Origin of the sequence: Streptomyces sp. 2323.1, from assembly GCF_900221035.1 — a bacterium.
Classification (GTDB): Bacteria; Actinomycetota; Actinomycetes; order Streptomycetales; family Streptomycetaceae; genus Streptomyces; species Streptomyces sioyaensis.
This window is the reverse complement of record NZ_LT907981.1, coordinates 7,846,853-7,872,858: the sequence shown is the minus strand read 5'-3', so window position 1 is coordinate 7,872,858 and position 26,006 is coordinate 7,846,853. Positions and strand designations below refer to the sequence as shown.

Here is a 26,006-nt window from a genome sequence, read left to right as displayed (position 1 = left end):
CATGACCGGCCAGGACGCTCCCCGGCATTACGCGCCACGGTGGAACGGCGATACCCGCAGCCCGGCGCCCGCCGTCGGAGGCGAGCGCGAGACGCTCGGCGCGGTCCTGGACTGGCACCGGGACACCTTCGCGCTCAAGTGCGCCGGTCTGCCGCCGGAGTTGCTCTCCCAGCGGGCGATACCGCCGTCCACGCTGTCCCTGCACGGGCTGGTGCGGCACCTCGCGGGCGTGGAGCGATGGTGGTTCCGCATCCAGTTCGCCGGCGAGGACCTCCTTGCTCCACTACTCCGACGAGGATCCCGACCAGGACTTCGGCGACCTCGACGGCGATGTGGACGAGGCCTTCGCCGTCTGGCGGGCGGAGTGCGCCCATTCCCGGCGGATCACGGCGGCAGCCGGGTCGCTGGACGAGACGGGGATCCGCAAGAGGACCGGGGAGCCGATATCGCTGCGCCGCATCCTGATCGACATGATCGCCGAGTACGCCCGGCACAACGGCCATGCGGATCTGCTGCGTGAGCAGCTCGACGGGTCGACGGGGGTGTGACCCTGCCGGCTCAGCGGCCGGCAGGGGCGGTCAGCGCGGTGCGGCGAGGTCCTGGGTCCACCACGGCCCGCCCGCGCCCTGGACGACGCCGACCCCGACCGCGGTGTAGGTGCAGTTGAGCAGGTTGTCGCGGTGCATGCTGTCGCCCATCCAGTCGTTCACCGCCGCGGCCGCGGTGCGCGGGCCGCGGTCGAGGTTCTCGCCCCAGCTGCTCCAGCGGAATCCGGCGGCGGTGATCCGGTCGTCCGGGCCCTTGCCCTCCGGGGTGTCGTGCTCGTAGTACTGGCGTGCCGCCATGTCGGCGGAGTGCCGCTGGGCCGCGGTGTGGAGTCTGCGGTCGATGCGCAATGGCCCGCAACCGGCCCGGGCGCGCCGGGCGTTGACGAGTGCGGTGACCTGTTCCTCCAGGTCCGGCGGTGTGGCCGACGGGGTGGGGGTGTGCGGGGCGGACGGAGTGGGGGACGGGCTCGCCGAGCGCGACGGCGTGGGGGGCGGCGTGGGCGTGGGGCTCGGGGACGGGCTGTGCGTGGCCACGGTCCGTTGCGCCTTCGGCTTGTCCTTCCGTGCTTCCTGGGGCGTACCGCCGGACCACCACACGGCGGCGAGGACGGCCGCGGCGAGGGCGGCGGTGCCCGTGACGGCCGTGCCCTTGGTCACCCGGCGCAGGCCCGGCGGCCGCGTGGGCGAAGGGTGCGCGCCCCCTCCAGCAACCCCGTGGTGTGCGGGTGCCGCGGTCGCCTGCGTCGTCGCGGCGGTGGGGGCCGACAGGCCCGAGGGCGGGGTGAGATGGGCGGGCAGCGGCAGCATGGCGAGACCGGCCAGCAGGCCCTCGGCGGGCAGCAGGTCCCTCCAGTGGCCGGAGCAGGCGGCGCACTGGCGGGCATGGCGGGCTATTCGCTTGCGCCACAGAGCGCAGGGTTCGTTGTCCCAGGTGGCGGTCAGCTGAGCCAGGTCGGGGCATGGGGGATCCGCCGAGAGGGCGCGGACCACCACGCGTCCGGCCTCCAGCTGCTGTTTCATGCGCTGCACACGGACCGCCGCATGACGTGAGTCCATCCCGACGGCGGCCACCAGCTCCGGTCTGGTGATCTCTCCGGCGGCCTCCAGCCACCAAAGGGAGAGCAGCGAGCGGTCCGCCTCGTCCAGCCACCGGGTGGCCGCGGCCACTTCGCGGCGCTGGCCGGACAGCCCCAATTGCAGAATCGTCAGGTCCACGAAGTCGGCGGAGCGGTCGGCCCGTTCCGGCGCCTGGTCGAGGCCGACGACGGGTGCCTTCTGGGCGCTGGTCCACCGGCGGCGGACCTGGTTCATGGCGATCGCCACCAGCCAGGAGCGGAACGACGCCGGTTCCCGCAGATCCGTCAGCGACTCCAGGACGCGCAGCATGGTCTCCTGCACCACATCGTCCACGTCCGCATGGCCGTCCAGCGCCCGCCCCACGACGTTGTAGATCAGCGGCAGGTGCGCGGCGACCAGCTGCTCCCGGGCCTGTTCGTCCCCGGCCTGGGCAGCCTCGACGGCCGCCGTCCCGTTGTCCTGCTTCACGCCTTTTCGTTCCTGTTCATCCGTGCGTACCCATGGCCCCCGCACCCAGGTGACCCGGTGGGCGCACCCTGATAACAGAAAAACCTACGTGGATCCGGAAATCCGCGTGCGCCCGCCCACCCCGGCGACCGGTCCGCACGGCGATCGCCCGGCCGCGCCACCTCGGACGCGACGCCGTCCCGGCCCGCAGCGGTATCCCGCACACGCTCCCGAAAAAACTTTTCGCAGTTTCCGTTATCGGGGTCCGCACCCGTGCTCTCCCATGTGTCGGACCACAGGGACGACGGATCTCACCGGGCCAACCGGCCCACGGATCCGGCCGGCCCCGCGGCCCGGCCGAACCTGACCCCCACAGGAAACGGAACCATGAACAACGACCACCGCCAGACGGAGTTCCACGATCACGCCCCGACCGGGGACGGCCGCCGGGCGACGGATTCCGCCGCGCACCGGCGTTCCGGCGCCTCCGATGCCGGCCGCCCGGGCGGGCGGCACGGACGCCGCAGCGGTCTGCACCGCGGCGGCAGTCACGCCCGGCGGAACACCACGGTGCTGGCCGTGGCGGCCGTGATCGTCGTAGGCGGGTCCTGTGTGCTGCTGATACGCCCCGGCTCCGGGGCCGACCAGGCGCTCGCCGCCAATCAGTCCGCGCCGGAGGTGCCCACGGCGACCGCGTCCCCGTCCAAGGCGCCGAGCACCTCGCACTCCCCCAAGACCCACAAGCCCTCCGCCTCGCCGTCCAAGTCCGTACGGCACAGCAAGCGACCCGCCTCGCCCCGGCCGCACCCCAGCCGCTCCAGCCACGGCACGGGCAGTTCCGGGGGTACGACGGGCACGCCCCGCGTCGAGTCCGGAACGGGGGGCGGCGCGCCCGGCGGGACGCAGACCGCGACCGGGACCGCCGCACGGTTCGCGCAGAAGATCGTGCAGCTGGTCAACGCCCAGCGGGCGCAGCACGGTTGCGGTCCGCTCACCGTGGACTCGCATCTGCAGACCGCCGCGCAGAAGCACTCCGACGACATGGCCGCCCGCAACTACTACGAGCACAACACGCCCGAGGGCGTCGACCCCGGCACCCGTATGACCAACGCCGGTTTCCCGTGGAGCAGTTGGGCCGAGAACATCTTCAAGAGCCCCAAGGACCCGGCCACCGCGATGGACGGCTGGATGAAGAGCCCGGGCCACCGGGACAACATCCTCAACTGCTCGTACAAGTCCACCGGAGTGGGCGTCAACCTCAGCGCCAACGGCCCGTGGTGGACGCAGGACTTCGCCACCCACTCCTGACCCCACCGCTGCGGCTCACCCCGGCGGACCGGAGCCGATCCGGTCCGGTCCGCCGGGGCCCCGCGGCCTCGCACGAGTCAGCCGCCCGCCGGGGCGAAGGTACGGCCGAGGAAGCCGTCCAGGCTGCGGCGGGCGGCGTCGCCGTGCGGGCCGGCGAAGATCTCGGCGGCGTGCAGGGCACCGGGCAGGACCTCGACCTCGGCCTCGGGGAAGCCGCGGGCGACCTCGCGCAGCCGCCCCTCGTCGGAGAGCGGATCGTCGGCGGTCCCCAGGAGCAGGAGCTCACCGTCGTAGGACGAGCCGTTCCCGGCGGTGTAGCCGCCCAGTGAGGCGAGCGGGCTGATGCCCGCGACGCCGGCCGGACGCGCGGCGCGGTCCGTCAGCATGCCGAGCATCAGCGTGCCGCCCATACAACCGCCCACCCAGGCCACGCCGGTGGCGCCGTGCGCGCGCAGCAGGCGGGTCGCATCCGAGATGGTCCGGCGGCGGTCCGTTCCCCAGTCGAAGGTGACGACGTGGTAGCCGTCGGCGGCGAGGCGCTTGGCCTCGGCCGCCCATTCGCAGGCGTCGCCCCAGGAGATGGGGGCGAAGACCACACCGCGCGGGCCGGCGCCCAGGGTGACGAGCCGGCCGCTGCCCGGGGAGCCGGGCAGACGGTACGCGCCGGCCCGCCGGACGCCGTGGAAGCACTTCGGCAGCTGGGCGGGGGCGGCGGTGAACTCTGGCATTCCGACGGTTCCTTCCTCGGCGGAGCGACGGTTTTCCGCCATCGCGCTCCCCTGTGCGGCCGTGTCCGGGGCGCGGTCGGCACAGGCAGAGGCACAGGTCAGAGCCATGGCCAGGATCGCCGCCATGGCCAGGGCACGCCTCGACTCACGTAGGGACATGCGAGAAGCATAGAGAGAAAGCATTGTGAAAAGCTATATTGAAAGGTAGATGGAAAGCTTTTCACGGTGTCCACATCTGGCACTCACACAGTCTCCCCAGGTCAGAACATGCCTGCGCGGAGGGTGAGATACCTTTGTATGGAGCAATCGGGCAGAGGGAAGGCGGCTCACGATGGAGCCTGACCACGTAGACGAGATCATCTCGGCTTGGGGACACGAGCTGCCCGAAATCGCCGGTCTCCCGCTGGAACTGGCCAAACGCACCGCCCTCCTGGTGTCGGCCTTCGACATCGCCGCCGGCGCCGAGCTGGAGAAGCTGGGGCTCACCCAGGCCGAGTACGGCGTGCTCGCCACCCTTCGGCGCATCGGCGCCCCGTACCGCCTCAAGCCGACCGACCTGACGCACGCCCTGCTGCTGTCCTCCGGTGGCACCAGCAATGTCATCAAGCGCCTGGTGGCGGCCGGCTATGTCACCCGCGCGGCGGCCGAGGACGATGCGCGCAGCAGCTGGGTGCAGCTGACGCCGAGCGGGGTGAAGACCGCCGAGGCCGCGGTGCGCGCCACCACCGCCGTGCACGCCCGGCTCGTCGACCGGATCCCGGAGCGCACCGCAAAGGCGCTCAGCGAACAGCTGCGCATCGCGCTCGCCGCCATCGAGGAAGGCGTGCTGATCCGCCGCTGACGCCGGGCCGCCGGCGGCGGAGGTCTCAGCGGACGGCCAGCCGGTCGCGTACGCCTTCCGCCTGTGCCAGCAGCCGGGGCAGCCCGGGGTAGCGCAGCGCTCCCGCGCGCTTGACGACCCGCCCGGCGACCAGGACGGTATCGACGTCGGCGCGGTCCATCGACGACACGACGGCCGCGACGGCGTCGTGCACCGGCGCCACACCGGGGCGGTCGGCCCGCAGCACCAGCAGATCGGCCTGCTTGCCCGGGGTGACGGAGCCGATCCGGTCCGCCATGCCGAGCGCCTCGGCGCCGCCGAGGGTGGCGAACTCCAGGACGTCGCGCGCCGTGAGCAGGGGCGCCTCGGGGCCGGCATGGCCGTGCAGCGCGGCGAAGCGGCCGATCTGGAAGGCCGCCCGCATCTGCGTGAACATATCGCTCGGCGCGGCGACTTCGACGTCCACGCTGAGGCTGGGCCGCAAACCGGCGGCCGTCGCCGCGGCGAACGGGGGCAGCCCGTGTCCCATCGTCATTTCGATGGCGGGCGCGACCGACAGCGCGCCGCCGCTGTCGTGGATGAGGCGCAGTTCGCCGGGCTCCATGCCGGTGCCGTGGATGAAGACCGTGCCGGGGCGCAGGACGCCGAGACGGCGCAGCCGGGAGACCGGGCTGCCGCCGCGGACGTGCAGGGCGGTCGGCAGGTCGAGTTCCCGGGCCAGCGCCCAGCCGCGCCGGGTGCTCTGGTCGCTGCCGGCCTCGGCGTTGAGCGCCATGGTCACCAGGCTGTCCTTGTGGTGCAGCCGGTCCCGTACCCGTCGGGCGTCGTCCGCCGTACCGTGTCCGTAGGCGAAGACGCTGCGCAGGCCGGAGGAGGTGAGCGCATCGAGGAGGGCGTCGGTGTGTTCCTCGGTGGGCTTGGCGACGTTGGAGATGTCCTGGACGGTGGTCACCCCCGCGTCCAGGGCGCCGAGGGCGCTCAGCAGATTCCCCAGATGGAGATCGTCGGCGGTGAGCTGCGGTGCCAGGGTGTGCAGGACGGTCGCGAAGTACTGGTCGAGGGTCTGGTCGGCGCCGCTGCCGCGCAGCGCCGCCTGCCACATGTGCCGGTGGGTGTCGACGAAGCCGGGGAGCACCAGGCATCCGCGGGCGTCGATCCGCTCGCTCACGTCCGTGGCGTCGAGGCCCGGGCGGACGGCGGTGATCCGGTCGTCCTCCACCAGGATGTCGGCGGAAGGCAGTTCACCGGTGGCCGGGTCCATGGTGAGGACCCGGCCACCGGTGATCAGCGTACGTGCAGTGGTCACGCGGCTCCCCACCCCTGGGGCGGGTCAAGCCGGCCCATCTGGAGGTTCCAGTACTCGGTGTTGCGCCGGCAGCGGCCGTCGGGGGCGAAGAGCAGGATGTTGGTCTCCAGGAAGGTGACCCAGTGCTCGCCGTCGGGGTTGATGGCGGGCGCCCGCAGGGTGACCCAGAGTTCGACGGCCGCCCGGTTGCCGGTGACGACCGGGGTGCCGTGGCGGCCGGTCATCTCGCTCTGGCCGGCGGTGATGTCGCGCCAGTAGCGGCCGATGGCGTCGCGGCCGCGGAAGGTCTGCGCGGCCACGCCCGGCACCGCCTCGTACACGGCGTCGGGGGTGAACAGCCGGACCGCGGCGGTGTCGTTCTTGGTCCGCCAGGCCTCCAGATAGGCGTCGGTCCAGCAGGAGACATCGGCGGCGGTCAGCCGGCCGGACGGCTCGGCGGCGTGTGCGGCCGGCGCCACGGCCGCCAGGGGCAGCGCGGCGAGGCCGGCCCGGAGCAGGGTGCGGCGCTGGGTACGGGGGTTCACAGGTGGTCGGTGCCCTTTCCTTGTGGACGACGGTGGCGCGGAGCCGGTGGGTGCGCGCTCCGGCCCGGGAGCAGTGTCCCGTTCACTACAGGCGGAGGGAGAGTTCGACACCGTCTCCGAGCGGAAGCTGCTGGGAGAGGTAGCCGTTGCCGGTGTTACGGACATGGTCGGTGAACTCGGGCGGCAGCATCGGCAGGTTGTCGGAGACGATCAGCGTGCCGGACCGCAGGGCGGGTTCGAGCACCTTGAGGACGGGGAGGTAGAGCTCCTTCCATCCGTCGAGCAGCAGCAGGTCGATGCTTGCGGGGAGGTCGGCGAGCTGTTCGCGGGCGTCGCCGATCCTGATCTCGGTCCAGGCGTCGAGCCCCGCGCGCGCCAGGTGGTCATGGGCGCGGGCCGCCTTTCCGGGATGCAGCTCCGATCCGATGATGCGGCCGTGCTGGTTGTCGCGCAGGGCCGCCGCCGCGTAGATCGTCGAGGCGCCGAAGGAGGTGCCGAACTCCACGACGAGGGCCGGGCGCAGGCTCCGTACGAGCTGGTAGAGGAAGGTGCCGACCTGCGGGTGCACCGGCAGCGCGGCCTGGGCGCACAGCTCGGCGGCCTCCTGGGCGGTCGGTGGCTGCGGCCAGTCGGCCGCGGTGGCGTAGGCGCGCTCCATCACGTCCCGGTCGCTCTTCTCGGCCGTCCGGGCGATCTCGTCCAGGACGGCTGCGACGCGCGGGTCGTCGAGTCCGGCGGGTGCGTCGGTCATGCCTGTGCCCTCCCGTCCCGGGCGGCGGTCAGCAGCGCCGGTTCGAGGTAGCTCTGGGCGTTGTAGATGGTCCGGTCGGTGTCGAGGATCTCGCGCCGGCCGTGCATCACCCGGGTGTTGTCGATCAGCGCCACATCGCCGTCCTGCCAGTCGAGTTCCTCGGTCAGCGAGTCGGTCAGCCGGCGGAATTCGGCGAGGAGTTCCTCGGGTATCTCCGTGCCGTCGGCGAAGGTGATCCGCGGCGCTTCGTAGTTGTACGAGGGGCCGAAGACGCTGTTGGCCCAGGAGAGCCGGCTGCCGAAGAGGGTGGGGTGGGCGGCGCCGGTGCGGTAGGCGTAGTGGATCGAGCCGTCGTCGTTGAGCTGGAGGGTGGTGGACACATTGCCGCCCACCAGCTCCTTCATGTCGTCGAAGGTGACCTGGTCGGGGTCCTTACGGCCTTCCGACTGGTGGCAGACGAACGCCTTCCACTTGGGCTCCTCCACCCGGCGGCTGTACATGATGTCCTTGACGCCGAAGACCGCTCGGGCGGTGTCGCTCGCCTCGTCCCACACGCGGTAGCCGTCGCAGACGGTGGTCTGCGAGCCGCTGGCCGCGGCCTTCTCGCACAGGAACCAGGTGAGGTCGGGGCCGAAGGGGCTGTTGCCGTTCTCCAGATGGAGGCCGACGGCTCCGGTGCCCGCGTCCACCTTCTGGGCGACGGAGCCGCCGTGGAAGGAGCGCGCCGGGTCGAGGGTGATCCGGCTGGAGTGCGCCTTCACGAACGAGGTGAACGCCTCCAGGTCGGTGTCGAAGCCCCGGAAGAGCAGAAAACCGGCGTCGGCGAGCAGCCCGGTGACCCATGCGGGGTCCAGTGCACCGAGCGACCGGCCCCCGGCGGGCAGGACGAGCCGGCCGGTGGCACCGCCGTAGGGCCGGACGTCAGCGATCGTGGTCATGCGTCTGCTCCTTGGTGGTCGTACAGCGTTCCGTTGGACAGGGCGGCGCGGATGGCCGCCCGCATGGGCCGTCCGGTGACGGTGAAGAACCTGCGGTAGAGCCGCTCGTCGGCGACGGCGAGGTGCGGTACGGCGACCCGCTCCACCTCGGACAGCTGCGCCGCGCCGAACTCCCGGACGGCCTCCCCGGCCGCGGCGAGGTCGGTGGACTCCTCGACGAGGAAGAGTCCGTGGAGGGCGTCGAGTCCGTCGCCGAACACCGCGACCGCGCGGACGAAGGGGAGTTGGGCGTACTGCGCCTCGACCCACTCGGGTGCCACATTGCGGCCGGCCGCGGTGATGATGACGTTCTTCTTGCGTCCGGTGATGCTGATGAATCCGTCCTCGTCGATCCGGGCCAGATCGCCGGTACGGAGCCAGCCGTCGGCGTCGAGGATCAGGCTGGAGGGGTCGTCGCGGGTGTAGCCGGCGAACAACGAGGTGCTGTTGATGAGGAGTTCACCGTCGTCGGCGATCCGGACGCGGACGTGCGGCAGCGGTCGGCCGACGGTCCCGGGGCGGCGCGCGGCCGGGGTGTTCCAGCTGACCACGGAGCTGTTCTCGGACAGGCCGTACCCCTCGTGGACGGGGAGGCCGTGGTCCGCCAGCCGGCGCAGCAGCTCGGGGTGGACGGGCGCCCCGCCGCAGCAGAGCAGCGGCGCTGTGTCGCTGCCGAACAGGGCCTTGGCCACCTCCTGTCCGCTCTTCGCGGCCTCGTCCGCGGCGGTGGCGAAGGCGTCGACCAGCGCGGGCGTGGCGACCATCGCGGTGGGCCGGGCGGCCGCCACATACGGCAGCATGTCGGCGGCGGCCGCCGCGGCGGTGCCGACCAGGGCCTTGCCGGGCGGCGTCAGGACGAGCGTCCCGCCATCGAGCAGCACCATGTACAGGCCGGTGACCTGCTCGATGAGCAGGCTGAACGGCACGACGGAGAGATAGCGGGCGAAGGCCCCGCGGGGCATCACCGACCGCAGTGAGCCCAGCAGTTCGTTCAGGGCCGCCGCCCGGATCCGTACCCCTTTGGGACGCGAGGTCGTCCCGGAGGTGTGGATGACCTTGCACTCCCAGTCCGCACCGCCGGCCCCGGCCCCGCGCAGCACCAGCGGCGCGGACGGCACCGGCCCGTAGGTGCTCAGCGGCAGCACCGTGCAGTCCGGGCGCAGGACCCTCCCCCTCCCCCACTGGTTGAGACGTTCCTGCCCGGCGGCGTCCACCACGCACAGATCGGTCTCCTCCAGCAGACCGGCGGCCTGCTCGGCGGAGAAGGCGAGCGGGACCGGCACCTCGATGGCGTGCGCCGCGATCAGGGCGAGGTCGGCGATGACGAATTCGGGGGTGTTGCCGCAGACCACGCCGACGCGTGGCGGCCGGCCGTCCCCGTGGCCGATCCGTTCGACGAGGTCCGCGGCCCGGCGCGTCACTTCCCGGTAGGTGAGGGTGCGCGCCACTGCACCGTCCGCCCCCAGCACCTCGATCAGCGGACGCGTCGATTCGCCGCATCCGACCAGGCTCTGCTCAATGCCCAGCATGGCCGGCCACCTCCATGGCGCTGATGCTCAGTTGGAGATCGGTGACGGAGTAGCGCCCGGTGGCGTCGGAGAAGAGCCGGTCCAGGGCGTTCAGTGCGATGACACCGACCTGGGGTTCATGGTCGTAGTACGAGCCCCAGCGGGCCGCCTCCTCGGGAGACAGCCGGCGGGGGTCGGCGGGGCCGAACGGCACGAAGCAGATGCCGGTCCGGCCCAGCGTGGTGATCAGGCTCCGGGTGACGGTGCACAGGATGTACTCCATGCCCAGGCACCAGGCGATGATCGGGGTGGCTCTGATCAGTTCGCGGCCGACCGAGGAGCGGCGGGTGGCCAGCGCCCCCACTTCCACCACCCGCCTGCGGTCCACCGAGACCCCGAGACGGGCCAGTGCGGCGTCCTCGACGCTGGTGTCGAGGTACCGCTCGGAGAACAGCTCCCGGTCGCTGCCGAAGGTGAGCCCCGCGCAGGCCAGTGGTGCCGCGGGCTCCTCGGTCCCGCCGGCGGCCGGGCGGGCGACGATGAATGAGTCGGGCCGGGGCGCCACATCGGCGCCGTATGCCTGGGCGTACACCTCACGAGCGAGGTCCGCGGCGTCCAGCCATGAGCTGGTCGACCGGTGTGCCAGATCGATCTGCACGGTGCTCCCCCCTTCCCCGGCTGCCGGCTCTACTTGGTGCCGACGACCAGAGAGACGGAAGAGGGCAGCGCGATCCGCTCGACGCCCGACAGGCCCGCGTCGGTCAGCCAGCCGGAGATCTCCGGCAGGCTGTAGGTACGGTCGCCGGAGCAGGCGTACATCGCCAGGGAGAAGGCGGCGTTGTGCTCGTCCAGCTGCTCACCGCGGACGTCTTCGAGCACCACGATCCGGCCGCCGGGCCGCAGCGCCTTGGCGGCCCGCGCGATCAGGTCCCGGTTCTCCTCGTCGGTGTGGTTGTGCACGATCTCGAAGAGGAAGACCACGTCATAGCCGGTGCCGAGGTCGCCGCTGAGGAAGCTGCCGCGCTGCAGGGTGATCCGGTCGGCCAGGCCCGCCTTCGCTATCGCGGCGCCGGTGTCGGCGAGCGCCTCGGGCAGGTCGAGGATGGTGGCGGAGAGCTCGGGGTGCCGCTCGCACATGGCCATGGAGTGCAGTCCGTGCGAACCCCCCAGGTCCAGGAGGCGCCGGGCCCCTTCGGGCATCGGGACGGCGTCGACGATGGACTGCACGGTCAGCCGCGACTTGATCCGCATGTAGGCGGAGAAGTCCCGCCCGGCCTCGGGCTTGTCGGCCCAGCGCTCCCACAGGGACTGGGCGGGCTTGCCGTCGCGTACGGCCTGCGGCAGCTCCCACATGACGTTGGTGAGTTCGTACGCCCACAGCAGCGCCGGGGTGAAGTCGTACTCGGCGTCCTTGCCCAGCCAGCGTTCGGCGAGCGGGCCGTTGCGGTAGCGCCCGTCCTCCAGGGCGAGCCAGCCCAGGACGGCGGCGACATCGGCCACCGCGCGGGTGCCGTCCGTGCTCGCGCCGATCGCCGCGGCCAGCTCGTCGAGGGTCTTGGGGCCCTCCTCCAGGGCCGTGAAGATACCGAGCTTGGCGGCGGAGGTGAGGGCCGCATAGCGGATGGTGGACCCGATCACCTCATCGATCGGGTTGCCGGCCAGCTCGGCGTCGGTGGTGGTCTTGAACATGGCTGATCTCCTCGGAATGGCAGGGGAGCGCCGCGCAGAGAGTACGCGGCAGGGCATGCCGTGCTCGCGGAGGCCCGCGGGCACGGTGAAGGTGGTGGGACCGCCGTACGGGGACGAGCTTCAGCCGGCCGGGACCGGAGGGAACGGGACGCCCCGGGGCGGGCCGGCTCCGGCCGCGCCCGGAAGGCGCAGCGGAGGGTGTTCCGGGCCGTGGAACTGTGGAGCTGTGTGCGTCACCCGGTGGGGCGGGCCCGCCGGGCGATGTTCAGCTGGTGGAGTGCGCCGCTGTCCGGCGCCGGTACCCCGCCCCGTAACGGCACGGGAGAAGCCGGCCGCCCGGACGTCGCGGCACCTGCGGCCTCATGGCCCCGGCGCTTCCTCGCCGGCGTGGCGTACGAAGCCGCTGCGAAGCCGGGCAGTCGTGTCCTCGGCCGGTGTGCGGTCGGTAAGGAGTGGTTCGGTCGAGGCCGGTGGCAGCGGTATGACGGAGCCGGTGCGGCAGCGAGGCGGCGGCTTCGGCCCCGGCGGGTCCGGCGCGGCGGGCGCAGACCGCGGGCGTCCACGACGGCCCGGCAGGAGCACGCGGGACCACATCCGTTGCCGCCGCGAGCGGCTGACGGTGTGTCTCATCCTGCTGTTCCCCGGGACCGGGTGGGTGCGACGGAGGGCGGGCTCGGCCCGCAGGATTCCGCAGCGGGAGGTGGAGGCACGGAGCGAACCGTCCGCGCCACAGGCCGGGGCGACCGGGCCACGGCGCCCGCACCGGAATGGCATGAACTGCCCCGCCCCCCTGGGCAGTTGCCGCATAGCGCACCCGGCGGCAGGGTGCGCCGCTGCGGACCACCTCCGTGGAGACGTCCGCAGGGCGCACCTGCCTCTGACCGCTGTTCATCGGGCCCCCCTCCCGTCGCAGCTGCCTCAGTACGGTCCGCCAGGCGTCAGCCGGACACCTCGTCGAACTCGACGGCCGCGCGGCCGGCCCGGTGGATGTGGGCGGTCTCGGCGATCCGGCGGCCGAGGGCCTCGGCGGTGCGCAGGTCGCTGGCGCAGGGGGTGACGTCGGCCCCCTCGTCGTTGTTCGACTGGGACATGGCACCCAGCCAGCTGCCGAGCCGGTTGAGGTCCTCGGGGCTTCCGGTGGAGGTGTTCCAGCCGCCGTACTCCGCGAGGCCGACCCAGACCATGCCGTGCTGGGCGGCGAACAGCGCGATGTCGATCAGTGCGTTGAGCTTGTCACCCGCCATGTTGCCGCTGTTGGTGAAGCCGCCGGCGATCTTGTTCTTCCAGCGCATGTTGTCGCCCCAGACCGCACTGGTGGCTTCGACGAAGGCACGGAAGACGGCGCTGCTGCCACCCATGTAGGTCGGCGTGCCGAAGATCAACGCGTCGGACTCCTGCAGCACCTCCCACAGTTCGTCGTTCAGCTCGGCAAGGGAGACCAGGCGTACCTGGGTGTCGGGAACCTTCTCGGCGCCGGCCGCGACGGCCGCCGCCTGCTTTGCGGTGTGGCCGTAGCCGCTGTGGTACGCCACCGCAACCTTGATCTGCATACTTCTCCCCCACCCGGGACGATCCAGTGTTTTAGCTTTCACTAAAGCTGTCCAGAAAGCTTTAGGCGCTGGTTACGCTATCCATCGACCCACTTCCAAGGCAAGCGTCTCCGGCTAACACCCTGAGAAGAACCGGCGAACGCCCAAGTCGGCCAACTTCGGAGTGACGCTCCGTCAATTGCTGTTTTGGGCATGGGTTTTCGCCACATCCAGGCAGGGCGAGCCGCCTGGTCGACCCCGAACTCCCTATGTGACCCACATCACGTCACGAGGTGTCATACGCCGAAGGGGCCGCATCCGTGTGCAGGGTGTCGGGCCCGCAAGGGGTCCGGAACACGGGGAAGGAAATCACGTGCGAAACAGGCGAATTCTCAGCACCGCACTCGCTGCCGCGACCCTCACGGTCCTCGCGCTGGGCGGCGCCGCTCAGGCCCATGCGAGCTCCGCCACGGAGGCCGCCGCACCGGTGGCCCAGGCGCAGCACCCGGCCAAGCCGATGGACGGCCCGCCCGGAACCGTGTGGACCGGCAAGAAGTTCTGGACCCTCAGCGGCTGCCAGGCCGCCGGCACCGACCTGGTCAGCAGCGGCAAGTGGGCCGATCCGTTCTGCGATGGCGGGGGCCTCCAGTGGGACCTGTGGGCCCGCCCGCTGTAAGCCGCCGGCACCGCCCGGCAGCACACCGGTAGTCACCGGGTGCAGCGCTCAAGAGGAGGCGGCCCGCCCCCGCATGGTCGAGGTCACGTGGGGGCGGGCCGCTGTGAGAACAACCGGTGAGACCCAGGAGGTCGGCACCTGCCGTCGACCTGCGCGGGGGCGCGCTGCCGGATGCCGCGGACGGCGAGAGAATGACGGCATGAAGCGCACGACAGTCGTCAATCTCAAGGGCCATCGGGACGATCCGGAGTACGCCGACGTGGTCTACGTCGGGCGGGCGATGAACCGGGGCGGCTGGCACCTCAAGGCCTCACCACTGGCCAGCCCCTTCCGGCCGGGCCCGGACGGGACGCGCGAGGAGGTCCTGGCGAAGTACCGCGCCCATCTGCTGGCGCGCCCCGATCTGCTCGCTCTGCTGCCCGGCCTGCGCGGCCGCCGGCTCGGCTGCTGGTGCCTTCCGGAGCCGTGCCATGCCCAGGTGATCGCCGAGATCGCCGACTCGATGGAGTGAGCCCGGCGGACGGCCGACGGGACCGGGCCGTGGTGCAAGCGACCCACGGCGCGGCCCCGGGCTGTCAGTAGTACTGAGCCACCAGTTCCGTCGCCCACTGCGGCTGCCGGAGCTCTCCGCGGGGGCCGAACTCGTGGAGATAGGGCTTGATGTCGAGCACCGGGGTGCCGTCCACCGCGTCCAGGCCGAGGACGTGCAGGTCCATGCCGTCGACCTTCACCAGCGTGCAGCGCGAGACGCCCAGCCGGTTGGGACGGTCCTTGCTCCGCTGCGCGAAGATGCCGACCGCCGGCCAGTCGGGGTTACCGCGCGGATGCCGGGCACCGGTCTCGATCTCGTCGTCGGGCACCCGGTGGAAGTGGAAGACCACCTCCAGGTGGGAGAAGTCCGCCAGCCCGGACAGCGACTCCTCGCCGTAGACCGCGCCGTCCAGCCGGATCACGGCGGGCACCTCTCCCCAGTGGTCGTCGGTCAGTTCACCCCGCAGGCTCACCACCTGGCCGATGGGCTGCAGGGTGACCTCCTCGAACTGAGGGCGTGCGGTCCGGTCCATTCAGGCCTCCAAAGGATATTCGGGACACCCAGTCTGCCTCGGCAGCGTCGGACGGATCAGGTGAACCCCACCGCTGGTGACGTGTGTTGGGGTCCGGCGGCATCTGCGGGGACGTGCGCCAGGGCGGCGCTCGACACGCGGTAGCGGCCGTTCGGCACCTCGGCGGCGGTGACGTGGACGGTGAGCGGGCCCGCCCATTCGTAGTCGCGCTCGACGGCGTGCCGGGCCAGCACATCGGTCAGCTGACGCCCCACCTCCCCGCCGCGTGCGGCGAGTTCGTCATGCACTTCCTTCGCGAGTTCGACGGTGTAGTCGTTGGGTACCAGGACTCGGTGCTGGCTGCACACGACGGCGTGCTCATCGCACTCCCGCCGCAGGTCATCGCACAACTGGACCGGGTCGGTGTGGAAGATCTTGGCCAGCAGCGCGCTCTCGCAGTCCTCCACCGCACATTCCAAACGCCTCAGCAATCCCATGACGGCCGCCTGCCCGATGGGCGCCATGGACATGCGGAAATGCCGTTCCGCGATCACCTCGGGCACGGCCGACGCGACTGGCCGGGCGGGCGTCACCGGCCCCGTGGCGCGACCGGCCGGGCGGGAACCGGAAATGCCTTGGTCTCCGTTGTACGGGCAGTCACAATGGGCGTGTGCCGATCATGACATGTCCTGAAGCCGATGTCCCGCCCGCGCTGCGTACCCAGGTGTCGGAGCTCAGGGACGAGGCCTGGCCCCCGGACTCCGCGTCGGCGCCCAGTACCTTCGCCCACGACCCGGCGTTGCGGCCGGTGTCGATGCTGCTCGTCGAGGGCTCCTCGGTGCTCGCCGCACTCGACATCCTCCGCAAGGAGATCGTCCACGACGGACGGCGGTTCCGGGCCGCGGGGCTGAGCACGGTGGTGACCCGCCTGGCCACGCGCGGCCAGGGCCACGGCCGCCGGCTGGTGACGGCTGCCCGTACGGAGATGGCCGCCATGGAGCTGGACCTCGGCCTGTTCACCTGCGACCGGCCGCTGCAGCCTTTCTACGAGAGCGCGGGCTGGCAGCAGCTGCCCGGCGCGGTGCTGATCGGCGGTACGCCGTCGGATCCCTTCCCCAGCGACCGGCCCGGCTTCGACAAGGTCACCATGGCCGGCTTCTTCTCGCCCGTCGGGCTGCGTCATCGTTCCTCCTTCCTGCACTCCCGCATCGAGTTGTATCCGGGGGAGATCGACAGGCTGTGGTGAGGAGGGGCGGGCCGGCTGGGGGCCGCCTGAGTGGGGGTCCGCCCGGCTGGGGAACATTGCGTTCAAACAGCAGGAAATCTGGCTGAGTAGCGCATGCGATGACTTTGGCCCGACGCGGGCCGGGAAAGGACGACGGAAAGACCCTGCCGCCGGCGCGGCCGTCAGCTGATGAGGTCCTGCGGGCGGAGGTAGCCCGCGGACCGCTCGTGTTCGCCGAACCAGCGCTCTGCGGCGCGCGAGCGGGCGGCCTCGATCAGCGCACTGCCGTAGTGGCGGGTCGCGAACACCGGGATGCCGATGCGGTAGCGCCGGTCGGATACGCCCGCCACACCGGACCGCTCCTCGACGGTGAGCGGGGCCAGCGCCGGGTCCGACTGCGGCACCCCGCCGGCGGGACACAGCTCCAGACTCATCAGCCGGTGACCCGAGTTGCCGGTCCCTTGGCTGCACCAGAACAGGCCCACGGCATCGAGCGCGTCCCACGGGAGGACCGCATGCTCCGTCTTGCTGCGCCACCACCACACGCCGGTCGCGTCGAACGCCAGGTAAGCGTTGCGGTCCGTCCATCCGACCCACGCCATGAACGCCCCGGCCCCGCCCAGCACCAGGAACCAGAGCACCGCGAACACCCAGGTGCCGACGCCGTATCCGTAGACCACACAGGAGACCGACATCGCCAGGCCGAGGGCGAGAGCGGCAACGGCACCGGGAGCGGTGCGGCGCATCCGCTGCTTGCCGAAGGGGAACATGGCGGCGTCAGGGGCAGGTGTACGTCCGGTGATCATGAACGGAGTGTACGGAGCCGTGGAATCCGCTTCGACGGCGGTCCGGGTCCTGCCGTCCCGGGCAGGCACGCGAGGCAATGCCGGGCCGCCCGACGCCGCGCGGGGAAAACCTCCAAAACCGCCCCCGCATTACTGTGCCCGCCAAACGATCATGCGTGGCAGCCGGGGCGCAGACTGGCAGGGTGCGGTACGTGCTCCGGCAGCGGCCCGCCGCTTTGTCCGCGACGACCCGAAGGACGTGTGTCATGAGCGAACGTGTCATCACCCCGCGCAGCCGCGGTTTCCTGTTCCTCGACTCCCACCCGGCCGGCTGCGCACGCCTGGTGGAGGACATGTGGCAGGCCACCCCCGCACCCGAGCGCGCCCCGGACGGCGCTCCGGTGGCCCTCGTCGTGGGTTCCTCGGCCGGCTACGGGCTGGCCGCGACGATCGCCGGCCTCGCCCGGGCGGGGATCCGCGGCATCGGTGTCTGCTTCGAGAAGGCCCCCACCGAGCGGCGCACCGCCACCGCCGGCTGGTACCGCACCGCCGCCACCGCGGAACTCGCCCGCCGGCACGGTCACGAGATGGTGTTCCTCAACGGCGACGCGTTCTCCGACGAGATGAAGGACCAGGTCGCCGACCTCCTCCGGGAGCGCTTCGGCCGCCTGGACCATCTGGTCTACTCGGTAGCCGCACCGCGGCGCACCGACCCGGACACCGGTGCCGTCTACGCGTCCGTCCTCAAGCCCATCGGCGAGGCCTATCGCACCAAGACGCTCGTCTTCGACGGGGAGGGCACGCCGGAGGTCAAGGTGGTGGAGACCCCGCCGGCCGAGGCGGACGACATCGCGCAGACGGTCGCGGTGATGGGCGGTGCGGACTGGGAGCGGTGGGTCGACCATCTCGCCGACCGCGGTCTGCTCGCCGACGGTTTCACCACGGCCGCCCTGTCCTACATCGGATCCCCTCTGACGGACGGCATCTACCGGCAGGGCACCATCGGGGCCGCCAAGTCCCATCTGGAGGCGACCGCCCGTACGCTCAATGAGCGCCTGGACAAGCTGGTCGGCGGGCGCGCGGTGACCTCCGTCAACGGGGCCGCGGTCACCCAGTCCTCCACCGCCATCCCGGGGATCGCGCTCTATGTGGGCCTGCTACGCGGCGCCCTCGGCGAGGCCATGGTTCCGCCGATCGCCCAGCTGGCCGATCTGTGGGACCAGCTCACGGGCGCCCGCCCGCTGGAGGTCGACGAGGACGGCCGGGTGCGGCTCGACGCCTGGGAGCTCAACAGCGCGGTCCAGGCCGCCGTCACGGAGCGGTGGGAGACGGCCACCAACGAGACCATCAGTCATCTCGCCGACCTCGACTGGTTCCATGCCGAGGTCCAGCGGCTCTACGGCTTCGCGGTGCCCGGCGTCGACTACACCGCCCCGACGGCCACCCAGGTCCCCTGGCCGGAGGCCACTGTCTGACCGGGTAGAGTCCCCGCCCATGGTTTCGTCGTCGGCATCCCCCGGGCGGAATGCAGCCCTCATCCATGAGGGAATCCCGGAAGCCCCGTCACGGCGAGGGCGCGGTGTTCCCGGTGCGGAACGGTCAGGAGATGAGCGGGAAAGGGGTTCGTTCGCAGGCGGGTCCGGCGGAATGAACTGACGCTCGCTCAGAAACAGAATTCACTGGTCGCGACATCGATGCAGCATTGTGACAGCTGCTCTGGGGAACCGGGCGACCCGGCCGAGCTGCTGACCGGTCCGGGATTCGGCCGACTACGGCACCGTTCACTCGGCGTCGAATTCACCGGCAGGAATTCGGGGGGCTGGACACCGCCGTCGTCCATGCCGGTTTCTCCGCTCCGGAGACCTCGGCCGAGGGCGACCCTGCCGGATGGCGGCGATCAGCCGGTCAGCCCGGGTGGCCGCCGCGCCGGACGGCGGTGCTCGCAGGCCGCGGCGCGGCGGCCGCGCCCTGACCGGGCCCCGTCCGCCACTCCTGGCGGGGGATGGTCGCGGTCACGGTCTTCCCGTGCGGCCCCCTGCTGACCTCCACGGTTGTCGCGATGCGACAGACCATCGACCAGCCGAATCCGCCGCCTTCTCCGGTGACGTCGGGGGTACGCGGGCGGGGCAGCACGGGGCTGTCATCACCCACGGACACCACGATCGATGCCGGATCTGCCAGCAGCCGCAGCGTGCAGCTCTTACCGCCCGCGTGCCGTACGGCATTGGTGACCAGTTCGGAGACGACCAGGATCACCGCTTCCCGTGTGTCCCTTTCCACGGAGGGCTCCAGGCGCGCCATGTACGTGCCCACGAGGTGCCGTGCGGGTCCGACGGCGTCGGAGCGGCAGTCCAGTTGAAGCTCCAGCACCGGCGACGCGGTAACCGTGCGTGGAGCCTCGGCGGTGCTCATGATAAAGCTCACCTCGTTCGCGTCGACTTGCCTTCAGGCCGGAAAGCGTGCCCTCTTCCCGGGGTATCAACCACATATTTTCCATGTCGGACGAAATGGCATGCTCGTCGCGAAGGTTCGGAAAGATCAGCTCGAACCCGGTCCTGCCCTTGCGGGTCAGGACAGCCATGGCACTGCGGAACACCCTGAGGGCCCGGCAGCCGTACGGCGCATCAGCTCACCGACACGACCCCATTCCTTCCTTGTGATGCGGGCGCCGAAAGAGATGAGCGCCTCAGACAGCACGGAAGAAGGGGAACCACTGCCATCATCCTCCGGATAACCGCTTGCCCATATCCGCCGTAAGCAATCGGGAAATCCCCTGGTTTGCTTCACGGACAGAGGGGTACAAGAACGCCCCTTCCTGTCGTCCCACGACCGCAGTCAGGGCAGCTGCGCAGCGCCCCACCTGCTCCCGAAGCACTCCGCCCCCACCACGGACGGGCGCCGAATTCGGAAGAAACGCACATCACCGTAAATAACTGCTATGTCTCACTATCCGGGATTGCCCGTGCCCGGTAGGCGCCGCTGCATCCGCTCCTCCCCCCCCCCCCGCAAGGCCGGCAAGACTCATGAGGCCACCGGGGTCAGGAGTCGGGGCTCACGGATAGGAGATCACCGTGGACGGCACCGTCGAGGTACCAGACGTGGGAGCGCCGATGCCGTTCACGACATGCTCGTACTGGCCTTTGCCTCCGAGGGAGACCACCAGCAGGTTGTGGAGCCGCACACCCGGCGTGCCCGGTGCCTCGAAGCCGTGGTCCTGGCGGATGGTGGGATCCACGTTGTAGTAGCAGTAGCTGCCCAGGCCCCACGCCTCGTGCGTGGCCACCCCGTCGGCGATCTTGTACGCGGCGTACCCCTTGGTGCTGCCGTTCTGCACCGCGGCCTGGTTGGGCGCGTCATACGCCTTCTCGTTCTGGAAGAAGACCGTCCGCCCCCGCTCGCCGCGCCACTCCACGTCGTACTTGTTGAAGTGCTCGACGAAGAGACCGGTCATCAGTACGTCGTCGCCGTTGACGCGGACCCCGTAGTCGGCCCGGTTCGTCTCCCAGCCCACACCGTCCCCGTGGTCGGCCCGCCAGACCCAGGTGTGATCGACGATGGTGTGGTTGCTGTTGATCACCATGCTGGTCGTGGCCTTGCCGGGGCCCGCCCCGCCGATCCGGAGGAACACGTCCTGCACGGTCGTCGGATTGCCGGCGTGATCAGCGGATGCCCCCTCGGGGCCGACCTCCAGCAGCGTGGCCGAGTTGACCGGGCCGGCATCGATGAGGAACCCGGCGAGCCGCACACCGTCGACGTCGGCGACCTTCATCGCCGTCACACCGTTGTCCGGGACGAGGGTCGCGTACCCCAGGCCCAGCACCACGGCGTTCGCGCGCTGCACCGCGAGGGGCCGGTCGACGTGGTAGATCCCGGGTGTGAGCAACAGGTGGAGGCCCTGGGCCAGCGCGGCATTGAGCGTCGCGGCGTCGACGCCGGGCTTGGCGACGTAGAACCGGTCAAGGGGGACGGACTAGCCCCTCGGTGTGCCGTTGCCCCAGGTGGTGCCGCGGGCGTGGGCGCGCTTCTCAGGGAGGAAGACCTTGTAGTCGGCCCCGTCGAGATAGAGGAAGGGCTTTTCGCGAGAGACCGGGGTGGTGTCGAGCGTGGTGTACGGCGGGTCGGGGAAACTCTGCGCGGGGGCTCCCTCGACTCCTGAGAACACCATGTTCCAGACGGCGCCGGCCCAGCCGCCCACCGAGCTGTCGCGGGTGTACCACTGCTGCTGCGAGTAGGGGCTCACCGTGCCGTCGATCCGGCTGTCGGCGATATAGCCGCCACTGGCCCAGCCGTAACCGTCGGGCGCCAGGTTCAGTCCGCCCTTGACGTGCATCCGCCGGAAGGGTGCCGCCTGCGCCACGGCCCACCGGTTGGTGCCGTTGGCCGGACGGAGGGCGAGGTTCTCTGCGGAACGCCAGAAGTTCTGGGTGGCATTGCCGTGGAACCACCCGGCGTCGACGGTCACATCGCCGAGGAACGTCGTGTCGTCGGGCGAGAGTCCGAGTCCCGCGATCGAGGTGTAGAAGCCGAGCTGGGCGTTCAGGCCGCTGTAGGTGCCCGGCTTGAAGAGCAGCGCGTAGCGCCCGTCGCCGAACTGGGCGCTCTCCTGCCGCTTGAAGATCTCGTCGAGTTTGCCCTGGATACCGGGCGTACCGGGATCGAAGACCAGCACATTCGGGCCGAGGTCGCCCCCGCCCGGCAGCGCGCCGGCGGACGGCGCCGCGGAGGCACGGGCGGGCAGGAGGGGCAAACCTGCGGCGGGGAGCGCGGCTGCCATCGCGGCCAGCACGCTACGGCGTGCGGGCCTCGGCGTACGGGGAGCGGTGGCGTCTGCGGGGGGTGTGGGCATAGCAGCTCTCCTGATTCAGGAAGTGAACGGTCGACGTTCATGGGAGCGCTCTCTTGCCCGATGCATGTTCATCCTGTGTGACGGGGGCGTCAAGAGTTCTGACGGAGAATCGACGCGGGAAGCTGACTTCACCTCAATTGACCACCGCTGTAGTGCAGTTGGTCCCAATATCACGGTGCTTCCGCAGCAGGCGGTGCGTTCACCGGATGTCGGCAGGACGGGGGCGAGGACGCTCGCTCATCCCCACCGCCCGACGTGAACCCGGCCAGATCGGCGGCGGCCGGAGATGAGCGGCCGACCCCAGTAATGCGATCATGTCCGGGGGCGCCGGGCCCCGCCCCGAGGACGACGGAGCGCCAGCAGCACATGCACGAGCAAAAGCAGAACCAGGCCGCACAGCGGAAGAGCACGGACCGCAACAAGGGCCGGGCGACACCGCAGCCGGAGCGCAAGCGCACCTGGCGGATCCTCGGGTGGGCAATCGGTCTCTTCGTGGCCGTCGAGGCGGCCTTCTGGGGCGTCACGTTCACCGGAGACCTGGCGCTTGCCACCGGCCTCTCCGGCACCCCGGGCAGCTACAAGGTGGCGCACTGCTACGACGCGGACGACAGTCGCCGCAATTCCCGGTACGTGTGCAACGGCACCTTCACCGCGGACGACGACCCCGACGACGTGTCTCATCAGCAACTGGACGACGCCGATGACAATTACGCGGACGGTGCGGCCATCACCATGCGCCGAAGCTCGGACGCAGAGACGTACCAGGCCACCGGTCTGGGGCCGGCGCTGTCCCTGGGCTGGAAGCTGGGCCTGACCCTGAGCGTGCTGGCCTTCTGCCTGTTCCAGGCCTTCGACTCCCCGAAGGATCAGCAGCGCACCATCAGGTCATGGCGTGACACGGTGGCCGAGGTGCTGGCAATGGTGGCCGTCGCCGGTGTCGTGATAGCCGTGCTGGACGGTGCCGTTGCCCTGGTGGCGTGGGCGGGAGGTTTCCACGCCTGACGGATCAGCCCAGGGCCCGGTCGAGGTTGAAGGCGGCGCTGATGAGGGCCAAGTGGGTAAAGGCCTGCGGGAAGTTGCCGATCTGTTCGCCGGTGTGGCCGATTTCTTCGGCGTACAGCCCGAGGTGATTGCCGTAGGTGAGCATCTTCTCGAAGGCGAGGCGGGCCTCGTCGACCCGGCCGGCGCGGGAGAGCGCTTCGACGTACCAGAACGAGCAGATCGAGAAGGTGCCTTCCTCGCCCCGCAGCCCGTCCGGACTGTGGCGTGGGTCGTAGCGGTAGACCAGGGAATCGGAGACCAGTTCCTCGCCCAAGGCGTCCAAAGTGGAGAGCCATTTCGGATCCGTGGGAGAGATGAACTTGGCCAGCGGCATCATCAGCACCGAGGCGTCGAGGACATCGTCGCCCTCGTGCTGCACAAATGCCTTCCGCTCGGGCGACCAGCCACGCTCCATGATCCGCCGGTAGATCGCGTCGCGGGCCCGTGACCAGCGGAGCATGTCCGCGGGCAGGCCCCGGTGGGTGGCGATCCGTATCGCGCGTTCGATGGCGACCCAGCACATCAGCTGCGAGTAGAGGAAGTTCTGGATTTTGCCGCGGGTCTCCCAGATGCCTTCGTCCGGCTGATCCCAGTTGTCACAGACCCAGTTGACCAGAGTGCCCACGGTGTCCCAGTGCTCGCTGGACAGCGGCTCTCCCCATTTGTCGTAGAGGTAGAGGGAGTCGATAAGGGCACCGTAGATATCCAGTTGGAGCTGGTTGACGGCGCTGTTGCCGATCCGTACGGGGGACGAGCCCAAATGGCCCTCCAGATGGCGGAGTTCGCTCTCCGGCAGATCGCTGCGGCCGTCGATGCCGTACATGATCTGCAAGGGGGCGTCGGGGCCGCCTCGGGGGGAAATGTTCTCGGACAGGAAGTGCACAAAGGATTTGGCCTCGTCGGTGAAGCCCAGCCTGAGCAGTGCATAGATGCAGAACGCGGAGTCGCGCACCCACGCATAGCGGTAGTCCCAATTGCGCTCGCCGCCGACCTGTTCGGGCAGGCTGGTCGTGGGAGCGGCCACGATGGCGCCGGTCGGCGCGTACGTGAGGAGCTTGAGGGTGAGTGCGGAGCGGTGCACCATCTCCCGCCAGCGTCCCCGGTAACGGGATTTCGACAGCCAGCGGCGCCAATAGTGCACGGTGGCGCCGAACAGTTCCTCCGCCTCCATGACCGGGCAGGCTCGCAGCTCCACGCCGTCGCCGATCCGGTCGAGCGCGAACACCGCGGTGTCCCCCTCGCTCAGCGTGAACGAGGAACGGGCGTCGGGCCCATCGATCTCGACCGGAACGCTGGACGTCAGCGCGAGGGAAAGCCTCGGGGACTCGAAGACCGTATGGCCCTGCCGGGCATGCACGGTGTGGGTACTGCGCCCGTAATCGAAGCGGGGAGCGACCCGGGCACTGAACGGCAGCGATCCGCGGACACACAGCACCCGCCGGATCAGCCGGTGACGGTCCGCCTCACGGGAGTCGTCGACGATCGGCATGAAATCCTGGACCTCACCCACACCGTTGTCCGCGAAGAATCGCGTGATCAGGATATTGGTGTCGGGGAAGTAGAACTGCTTCGTCCGCGCGGGCACCTCCGGGGCCAGTTCGAAGGCCCCGCCACGATCGGCGTCCAGGATCGCGGCGAAAACACTGGGTGCATCGAATCGAGTACAGCAATACCAGTCGATGGTGCCGTTGGTACCGACGAGCGCAGCGGTCCGCATATCGCCGATCAGACCGTGTTCGGCGATGGGCGTATAGCGCAGTGCATCGGCCTTGCTGGGGCGGAGACTCACACCGGCGGTCATCAGACCTCCCCCGGCACTGAGGAGCAGAAGCAGCGGATCACAGTGGATCAACCAGTGGATTCAGGTTACCTCCCGGTGGTTGCGGGCGGCGAGCGAGCGGGTGCCGGGTGGATACGGGTGGCGTCGGCACCCGAATCCACCCGTCGCGCACGGGCTCCGCCATCGGGATCGGCAACCGCAGCGGCAGCGCCTGCCGCTCGCGGGCTTCACCATCGGCCTCGACCGGCCGCGCCCGCGCAAGAGATACGGTGAGTGACGGGCCGTCGCGCACGGTCAGCCATACGCGTTCCCCCCTCCACTGTGTCGCTGCACCAGCAGGCTCCCCAGGGCGGTGCGCCGGTGCAGGACCGACCGGCCCGCGCGGACCGTGGTGATCAGACCGGCCCCGCGCAGCGCGGTGGCGTGGGCGGAAGCGGTGGCATTGCTGACGGCCAGCCGCCGGGCGAGCCCACTGGTGGTGTGTTCCTCGGCGAGCAGAAGCAGCATCTCCACACGGGTCCGCCCGAGCACCGCGGCGAGCGCCTGGTCCGCGTCTTCCGCCCCGTCCGGCGGAAGCGGCAGGCCCGGGCCGGCCGGATAGGTCACGGTCACGGGGCGGTCGGGCAGGTCGGAAAGGAGGGGGTGGCCGGTCCAGTGGAAGGTGGGCATCAGGAGTACCCCGCGCCCGCCCAGCCTGACCTCCCGCTCGACGGGCGCCGCCAACTCCCAGACGTCCCCGTGCAGTCGGGTACCGGGAACGAGGTCGGTGAGCGCGGCGCCGATACCGTGCTCGGCCACGGCCAGCGCATGACGGGTGAACTCCGTCCGGTGCAGGTCCTGCACCAGCGGCCACACGGGGCGCAGTGCCGTCTCGAAGGCCGCGTGCTGGGCGCGCCGGAGAGGTTCCCAGGCGCCGGCCTCGCCCCGGTACAGCGCGCGGATCCAGGACGGTGCCGGGGACGGCTGCCCGGCGTAGGCCCGCCGGAGCTCGGCGCGGACCACGTCCGGTGGAGTGGCCCGCATCGTCTCCCACCCCTCCGTCAGTGTGCCGTTGAAGATGTCGAGGAAGAGGGGTGGCACCGTCCCGGGGACCACGTCCTTGAGGGGCAGGACGGCGAGCGGCAAGGACCGGAGCAGCCGCCGTCGCCAGCGGCCGAAGAGCACCTCGTCCTCCGGAAGGGCCATCTTCATCAGGGCCACATTCAGCTCCAGCAACGGGGCCGGCCGGGGCGCGAACCGGACCTGGGCGAAGTCGGCCGCCGTGAAATGGATCCGGATCACTACTCCCCCTCGTGGCACTGCGCCATCGTTCAGGGCAGGGCCTAAACGATGGTCTGCCCTCCCCGCCGCATGCCAGCCTCCAGGTCATGCCCCCTTCCGTCATTCACTCAGGGGGCC

General features: G+C 70.7%; 23 protein-coding genes and 2 pseudogenes. 8 read left to right on the top strand and 17 right to left on the bottom strand.

Features of this window, described 5'->3' with window-relative positions; translation table 11 throughout:
- Position 1: 1 nt before the first annotated feature.
- Positions 2–548 (top strand): annotated as a pseudogene (locus CPH93_RS33720) (DinB family protein).
- A gap of 30 nt (positions 549–578) precedes the next feature.
- On the opposite strand, the gene CPH93_RS33715 reads toward CPH93_RS33720, so the two are convergent.
- On the bottom strand, positions 579–2,093 hold the full coding sequence (locus CPH93_RS33715) for a sigma-70 family RNA polymerase sigma factor (RefSeq protein WP_096215031.1): 1,515 nt from the start codon (positions 2,091–2,093) through the stop codon (positions 579–581).
- A gap of 366 nt (positions 2,094–2,459) precedes the next feature.
- Here CPH93_RS33715 and CPH93_RS37110 point away from each other — a divergent pair, with 366 nt between their 5' ends.
- A complete protein-coding gene (locus tag CPH93_RS37110) occupies positions 2,460–3,380 on the top strand; it encodes a CAP domain-containing protein (protein ID WP_231977056.1) in 921 nt (306 codons plus the stop codon).
- A gap of 77 nt (positions 3,381–3,457) precedes the next feature.
- Here CPH93_RS37110 and CPH93_RS33705 read toward each other — a convergent pair whose 3' ends face one another.
- Positions 3,458–4,267, bottom strand: coding sequence for an alpha/beta hydrolase (locus CPH93_RS33705; protein WP_159395105.1), 810 nt, complete (start codon positions 4,265–4,267; stop codon positions 3,458–3,460).
- Positions 4,268–4,439: 172 nt separating this feature from the next.
- On the opposite strand from CPH93_RS33705, the gene CPH93_RS33700 reads away from it, so the two are divergent.
- A complete protein-coding gene (locus CPH93_RS33700; protein WP_093481543.1) occupies positions 4,440–4,949 on the top strand; it encodes a MarR family winged helix-turn-helix transcriptional regulator in 510 nt (169 codons plus the stop codon).
- 25 nt (positions 4,950–4,974) lie between these two features.
- Here CPH93_RS33700 and CPH93_RS33695 read toward each other — a convergent pair whose 3' ends face one another.
- From CPH93_RS33695 to CPH93_RS33660, 8 genes are all read right to left on the bottom strand, one after another.
- A complete protein-coding gene (locus CPH93_RS33695) occupies positions 4,975–6,234 on the bottom strand; it encodes an amidohydrolase family protein (protein ID WP_231977055.1) in 1,260 nt (419 codons plus the stop codon).
- Positions 6,231–6,758, bottom strand: coding sequence for a nuclear transport factor 2 family protein (locus CPH93_RS33690; RefSeq protein ID WP_093648400.1), 528 nt, complete (start codon positions 6,756–6,758; stop codon positions 6,231–6,233). The genes CPH93_RS33695 and CPH93_RS33690 overlap by 4 nt, the downstream gene beginning before the upstream one ends.
- A gap of 85 nt (positions 6,759–6,843) precedes the next feature.
- Positions 6,844–7,509, bottom strand: coding sequence for an O-methyltransferase (locus CPH93_RS33685; protein ID WP_096215029.1), 666 nt, complete (start codon positions 7,507–7,509; stop codon positions 6,844–6,846).
- Complete coding sequence (locus tag CPH93_RS33680; protein ID WP_096215028.1) at positions 7,506–8,447, bottom strand: TauD/TfdA family dioxygenase; 942 nt, start codon at positions 8,445–8,447, stop codon at positions 7,506–7,508. Before CPH93_RS33680 ends, CPH93_RS33685 begins: the two co-directional genes overlap by 4 nt.
- Entirely contained in the window at positions 8,444–10,015 is a 1,572-nt protein-coding gene (locus CPH93_RS33675; protein ID WP_096215027.1) for an AMP-binding protein, read from the bottom strand. Before CPH93_RS33675 ends, CPH93_RS33680 begins: the two co-directional genes overlap by 4 nt.
- Positions 10,002–10,652 (bottom strand): thermostable hemolysin, encoded by a 651-nt coding sequence (locus CPH93_RS33670; RefSeq protein ID WP_093481550.1) that lies wholly within the window; start codon positions 10,650–10,652, stop codon positions 10,002–10,004. The genes CPH93_RS33675 and CPH93_RS33670 overlap by 14 nt, the downstream gene beginning before the upstream one ends.
- Before the next feature lie 29 nt (positions 10,653–10,681).
- On the bottom strand, positions 10,682–11,683 hold the full coding sequence (locus CPH93_RS33665) for a methyltransferase (protein WP_159395104.1): 1,002 nt from the start codon (positions 11,681–11,683) through the stop codon (positions 10,682–10,684).
- Positions 11,684–12,621: 938 nt separating this feature from the next.
- Positions 12,622–13,233 (bottom strand): flavodoxin family protein, encoded by a 612-nt coding sequence (locus CPH93_RS33660; protein ID WP_093481552.1) that lies wholly within the window; start codon positions 13,231–13,233, stop codon positions 12,622–12,624.
- Positions 13,234–13,585: 352 nt separating this feature from the next.
- Between CPH93_RS33660 and CPH93_RS33655 the strand changes: the two genes are divergently transcribed.
- Both CPH93_RS33655 and CPH93_RS33650 read left to right on the top strand, forming a co-directional pair.
- On the top strand, positions 13,586–13,888 hold the full coding sequence (locus tag CPH93_RS33655) for a hypothetical protein (protein ID WP_096215025.1): 303 nt from the start codon (positions 13,586–13,588) through the stop codon (positions 13,886–13,888).
- A gap of 199 nt (positions 13,889–14,087) precedes the next feature.
- Positions 14,088–14,399, top strand: coding sequence for a DUF4326 domain-containing protein (locus CPH93_RS33650; RefSeq protein WP_006606939.1), 312 nt, complete (start codon positions 14,088–14,090; stop codon positions 14,397–14,399).
- 64 nt (positions 14,400–14,463) lie between these two features.
- Here the strand turns inward: CPH93_RS33650 and CPH93_RS33645 are convergent, their stop codons facing one another.
- Together CPH93_RS33645 and CPH93_RS33640 are read right to left on the bottom strand one after the other, a co-directional pair.
- Positions 14,464–14,952 carry an SAM-dependent methyltransferase gene (locus tag CPH93_RS33645; protein WP_096215024.1) on the bottom strand — a complete coding sequence of 163 codons (489 nt, stop codon included), beginning with the start codon at positions 14,950–14,952 and terminating at the stop codon, positions 14,464–14,466.
- Between the two features lie 56 nt (positions 14,953–15,008).
- The gene (locus tag CPH93_RS33640) at positions 15,009–15,428 is read right to left on the bottom strand and encodes a DUF3662 domain-containing protein (protein WP_093488331.1); all 420 of its coding nucleotides are present in this window, start codon (positions 15,426–15,428) and stop codon (positions 15,009–15,011) included.
- Positions 15,429–15,610: 182 nt separating this feature from the next.
- Between CPH93_RS33640 and CPH93_RS33635 the strand changes: the two genes are divergently transcribed.
- Positions 15,611–16,177 (top strand): GNAT family N-acetyltransferase, encoded by a 567-nt coding sequence (locus CPH93_RS33635; RefSeq protein WP_231977506.1) that lies wholly within the window; start codon positions 15,611–15,613, stop codon positions 16,175–16,177.
- Positions 16,178–16,338: 161 nt separating this feature from the next.
- Here CPH93_RS33635 and CPH93_RS33630 read toward each other — a convergent pair whose 3' ends face one another.
- On the bottom strand, positions 16,339–16,962 hold the full coding sequence (locus CPH93_RS33630) for a hypothetical protein (protein ID WP_159395103.1): 624 nt from the start codon (positions 16,960–16,962) through the stop codon (positions 16,339–16,341).
- Positions 16,963–17,207: 245 nt separating this feature from the next.
- Here CPH93_RS33630 and fabV point away from each other — a divergent pair, with 245 nt between their 5' ends.
- Complete coding sequence (gene fabV, locus CPH93_RS33625) at positions 17,208–18,416, top strand: enoyl-[acyl-carrier-protein] reductase FabV (RefSeq protein ID WP_096215021.1); 1,209 nt, start codon at positions 17,208–17,210, stop codon at positions 18,414–18,416.
- A gap of 430 nt (positions 18,417–18,846) precedes the next feature.
- On the opposite strand, the gene CPH93_RS33620 is transcribed toward fabV, so the two are convergent.
- Together CPH93_RS33620 and CPH93_RS33615 are read right to left on the bottom strand one after the other, a co-directional pair.
- Positions 18,847–19,353 carry an ATP-binding protein gene (locus CPH93_RS33620; RefSeq protein ID WP_096215020.1) on the bottom strand — a complete coding sequence of 169 codons (507 nt, stop codon included), beginning with the start codon at positions 19,351–19,353 and terminating at the stop codon, positions 18,847–18,849.
- A gap of 640 nt (positions 19,354–19,993) precedes the next feature.
- Positions 19,994–21,787: pseudogene (locus CPH93_RS33615) on the bottom strand (coagulation factor 5/8 type domain-containing protein).
- 366 nt (positions 21,788–22,153) lie between these two features.
- Between CPH93_RS33615 and CPH93_RS33610 the strand changes: the two are divergent.
- Entirely contained in the window at positions 22,154–22,789 is a 636-nt protein-coding gene (locus tag CPH93_RS33610) for a hypothetical protein (RefSeq protein ID WP_096215019.1), read from the top strand.
- Between the two features lie 4 nt (positions 22,790–22,793).
- On the opposite strand, the gene CPH93_RS33605 is transcribed toward CPH93_RS33610, so the two are convergent.
- Positions 22,794–24,629, bottom strand: coding sequence for a glycoside hydrolase family 15 protein (locus CPH93_RS33605; protein ID WP_096215018.1), 1,836 nt, complete (start codon positions 24,627–24,629; stop codon positions 22,794–22,796).
- Positions 24,630–24,902: 273 nt separating this feature from the next.
- Positions 24,903–25,889: an ArsR/SmtB family transcription factor gene (locus CPH93_RS33600; protein WP_096215017.1), complete on the bottom strand. Its 987-nt coding sequence runs from the start codon at positions 25,887–25,889 to the stop codon at positions 24,903–24,905.
- Positions 25,890–26,006 lie beyond the last annotated feature (117 nt).

Bases quoted from the DNA above. Each gene is read 5' to 3' on its own strand.
- CPH93_RS33685 (WP_096215029.1), bottom strand. From the start codon at position 7,509: ATGACCGACGCACCCGCCGGACTCGACGACCCGCGCGTCGCAGCCGTC.
- CPH93_RS33665 (WP_159395104.1), bottom strand. From the start codon at position 11,683: ATGTTCAAGACCACCACCGACGCCGAGCTGGCCGGCAACCCGATCGAT.
- CPH93_RS33675 (WP_096215027.1), bottom strand. From the start codon at position 10,015: ATGCTGGGCATTGAGCAGAGCCTGGTCGGATGCGGCGAATCGACGCGT.
- CPH93_RS33605 (WP_096215018.1), bottom strand. From the start codon at position 24,629: ATGACCGCCGGTGTGAGTCTCCGCCCCAGCAAGGCCGATGCACTGCGC.
- CPH93_RS33680 (WP_096215028.1), bottom strand. From the start codon at position 8,447: ATGACCACGATCGCTGACGTCCGGCCCTACGGCGGTGCCACCGGCCGG.
- CPH93_RS33620 (WP_096215020.1), bottom strand. From the start codon at position 19,353: ATGAGCACCGCCGAGGCTCCACGCACGGTTACCGCGTCGCCGGTGCTG.
- CPH93_RS33610 (WP_096215019.1), top strand. From the start codon at position 22,154: ATGCACGAGCAAAAGCAGAACCAGGCCGCACAGCGGAAGAGCACGGAC.
- CPH93_RS33630 (WP_159395103.1), bottom strand. From the start codon at position 16,962: ATGATCACCGGACGTACACCTGCCCCTGACGCCGCCATGTTCCCCTTC.
- fabV (WP_096215021.1), top strand. From the start codon at position 17,208: ATGAGCGAACGTGTCATCACCCCGCGCAGCCGCGGTTTCCTGTTCCTC.
- CPH93_RS37110 (WP_231977056.1), top strand. From the start codon at position 2,460: ATGAACAACGACCACCGCCAGACGGAGTTCCACGATCACGCCCCGACC.
- CPH93_RS33635 (WP_231977506.1), top strand. From the start codon at position 15,611: ATGACATGTCCTGAAGCCGATGTCCCGCCCGCGCTGCGTACCCAGGTG.
- CPH93_RS33700 (WP_093481543.1), top strand. From the start codon at position 4,440: ATGGAGCCTGACCACGTAGACGAGATCATCTCGGCTTGGGGACACGAG.
- CPH93_RS33660 (WP_093481552.1), bottom strand. From the start codon at position 13,233: ATGCAGATCAAGGTTGCGGTGGCGTACCACAGCGGCTACGGCCACACC.
- CPH93_RS33705 (WP_159395105.1), bottom strand. From the start codon at position 4,267: ATGTCCCTACGTGAGTCGAGGCGTGCCCTGGCCATGGCGGCGATCCTG.
- CPH93_RS33640 (WP_093488331.1), bottom strand. From the start codon at position 15,428: ATGGGATTGCTGAGGCGTTTGGAATGTGCGGTGGAGGACTGCGAGAGC.
- CPH93_RS33650 (WP_006606939.1), top strand. From the start codon at position 14,088: ATGAAGCGCACGACAGTCGTCAATCTCAAGGGCCATCGGGACGATCCG.
- CPH93_RS33645 (WP_096215024.1), bottom strand. From the start codon at position 14,952: ATGGACCGGACCGCACGCCCTCAGTTCGAGGAGGTCACCCTGCAGCCC.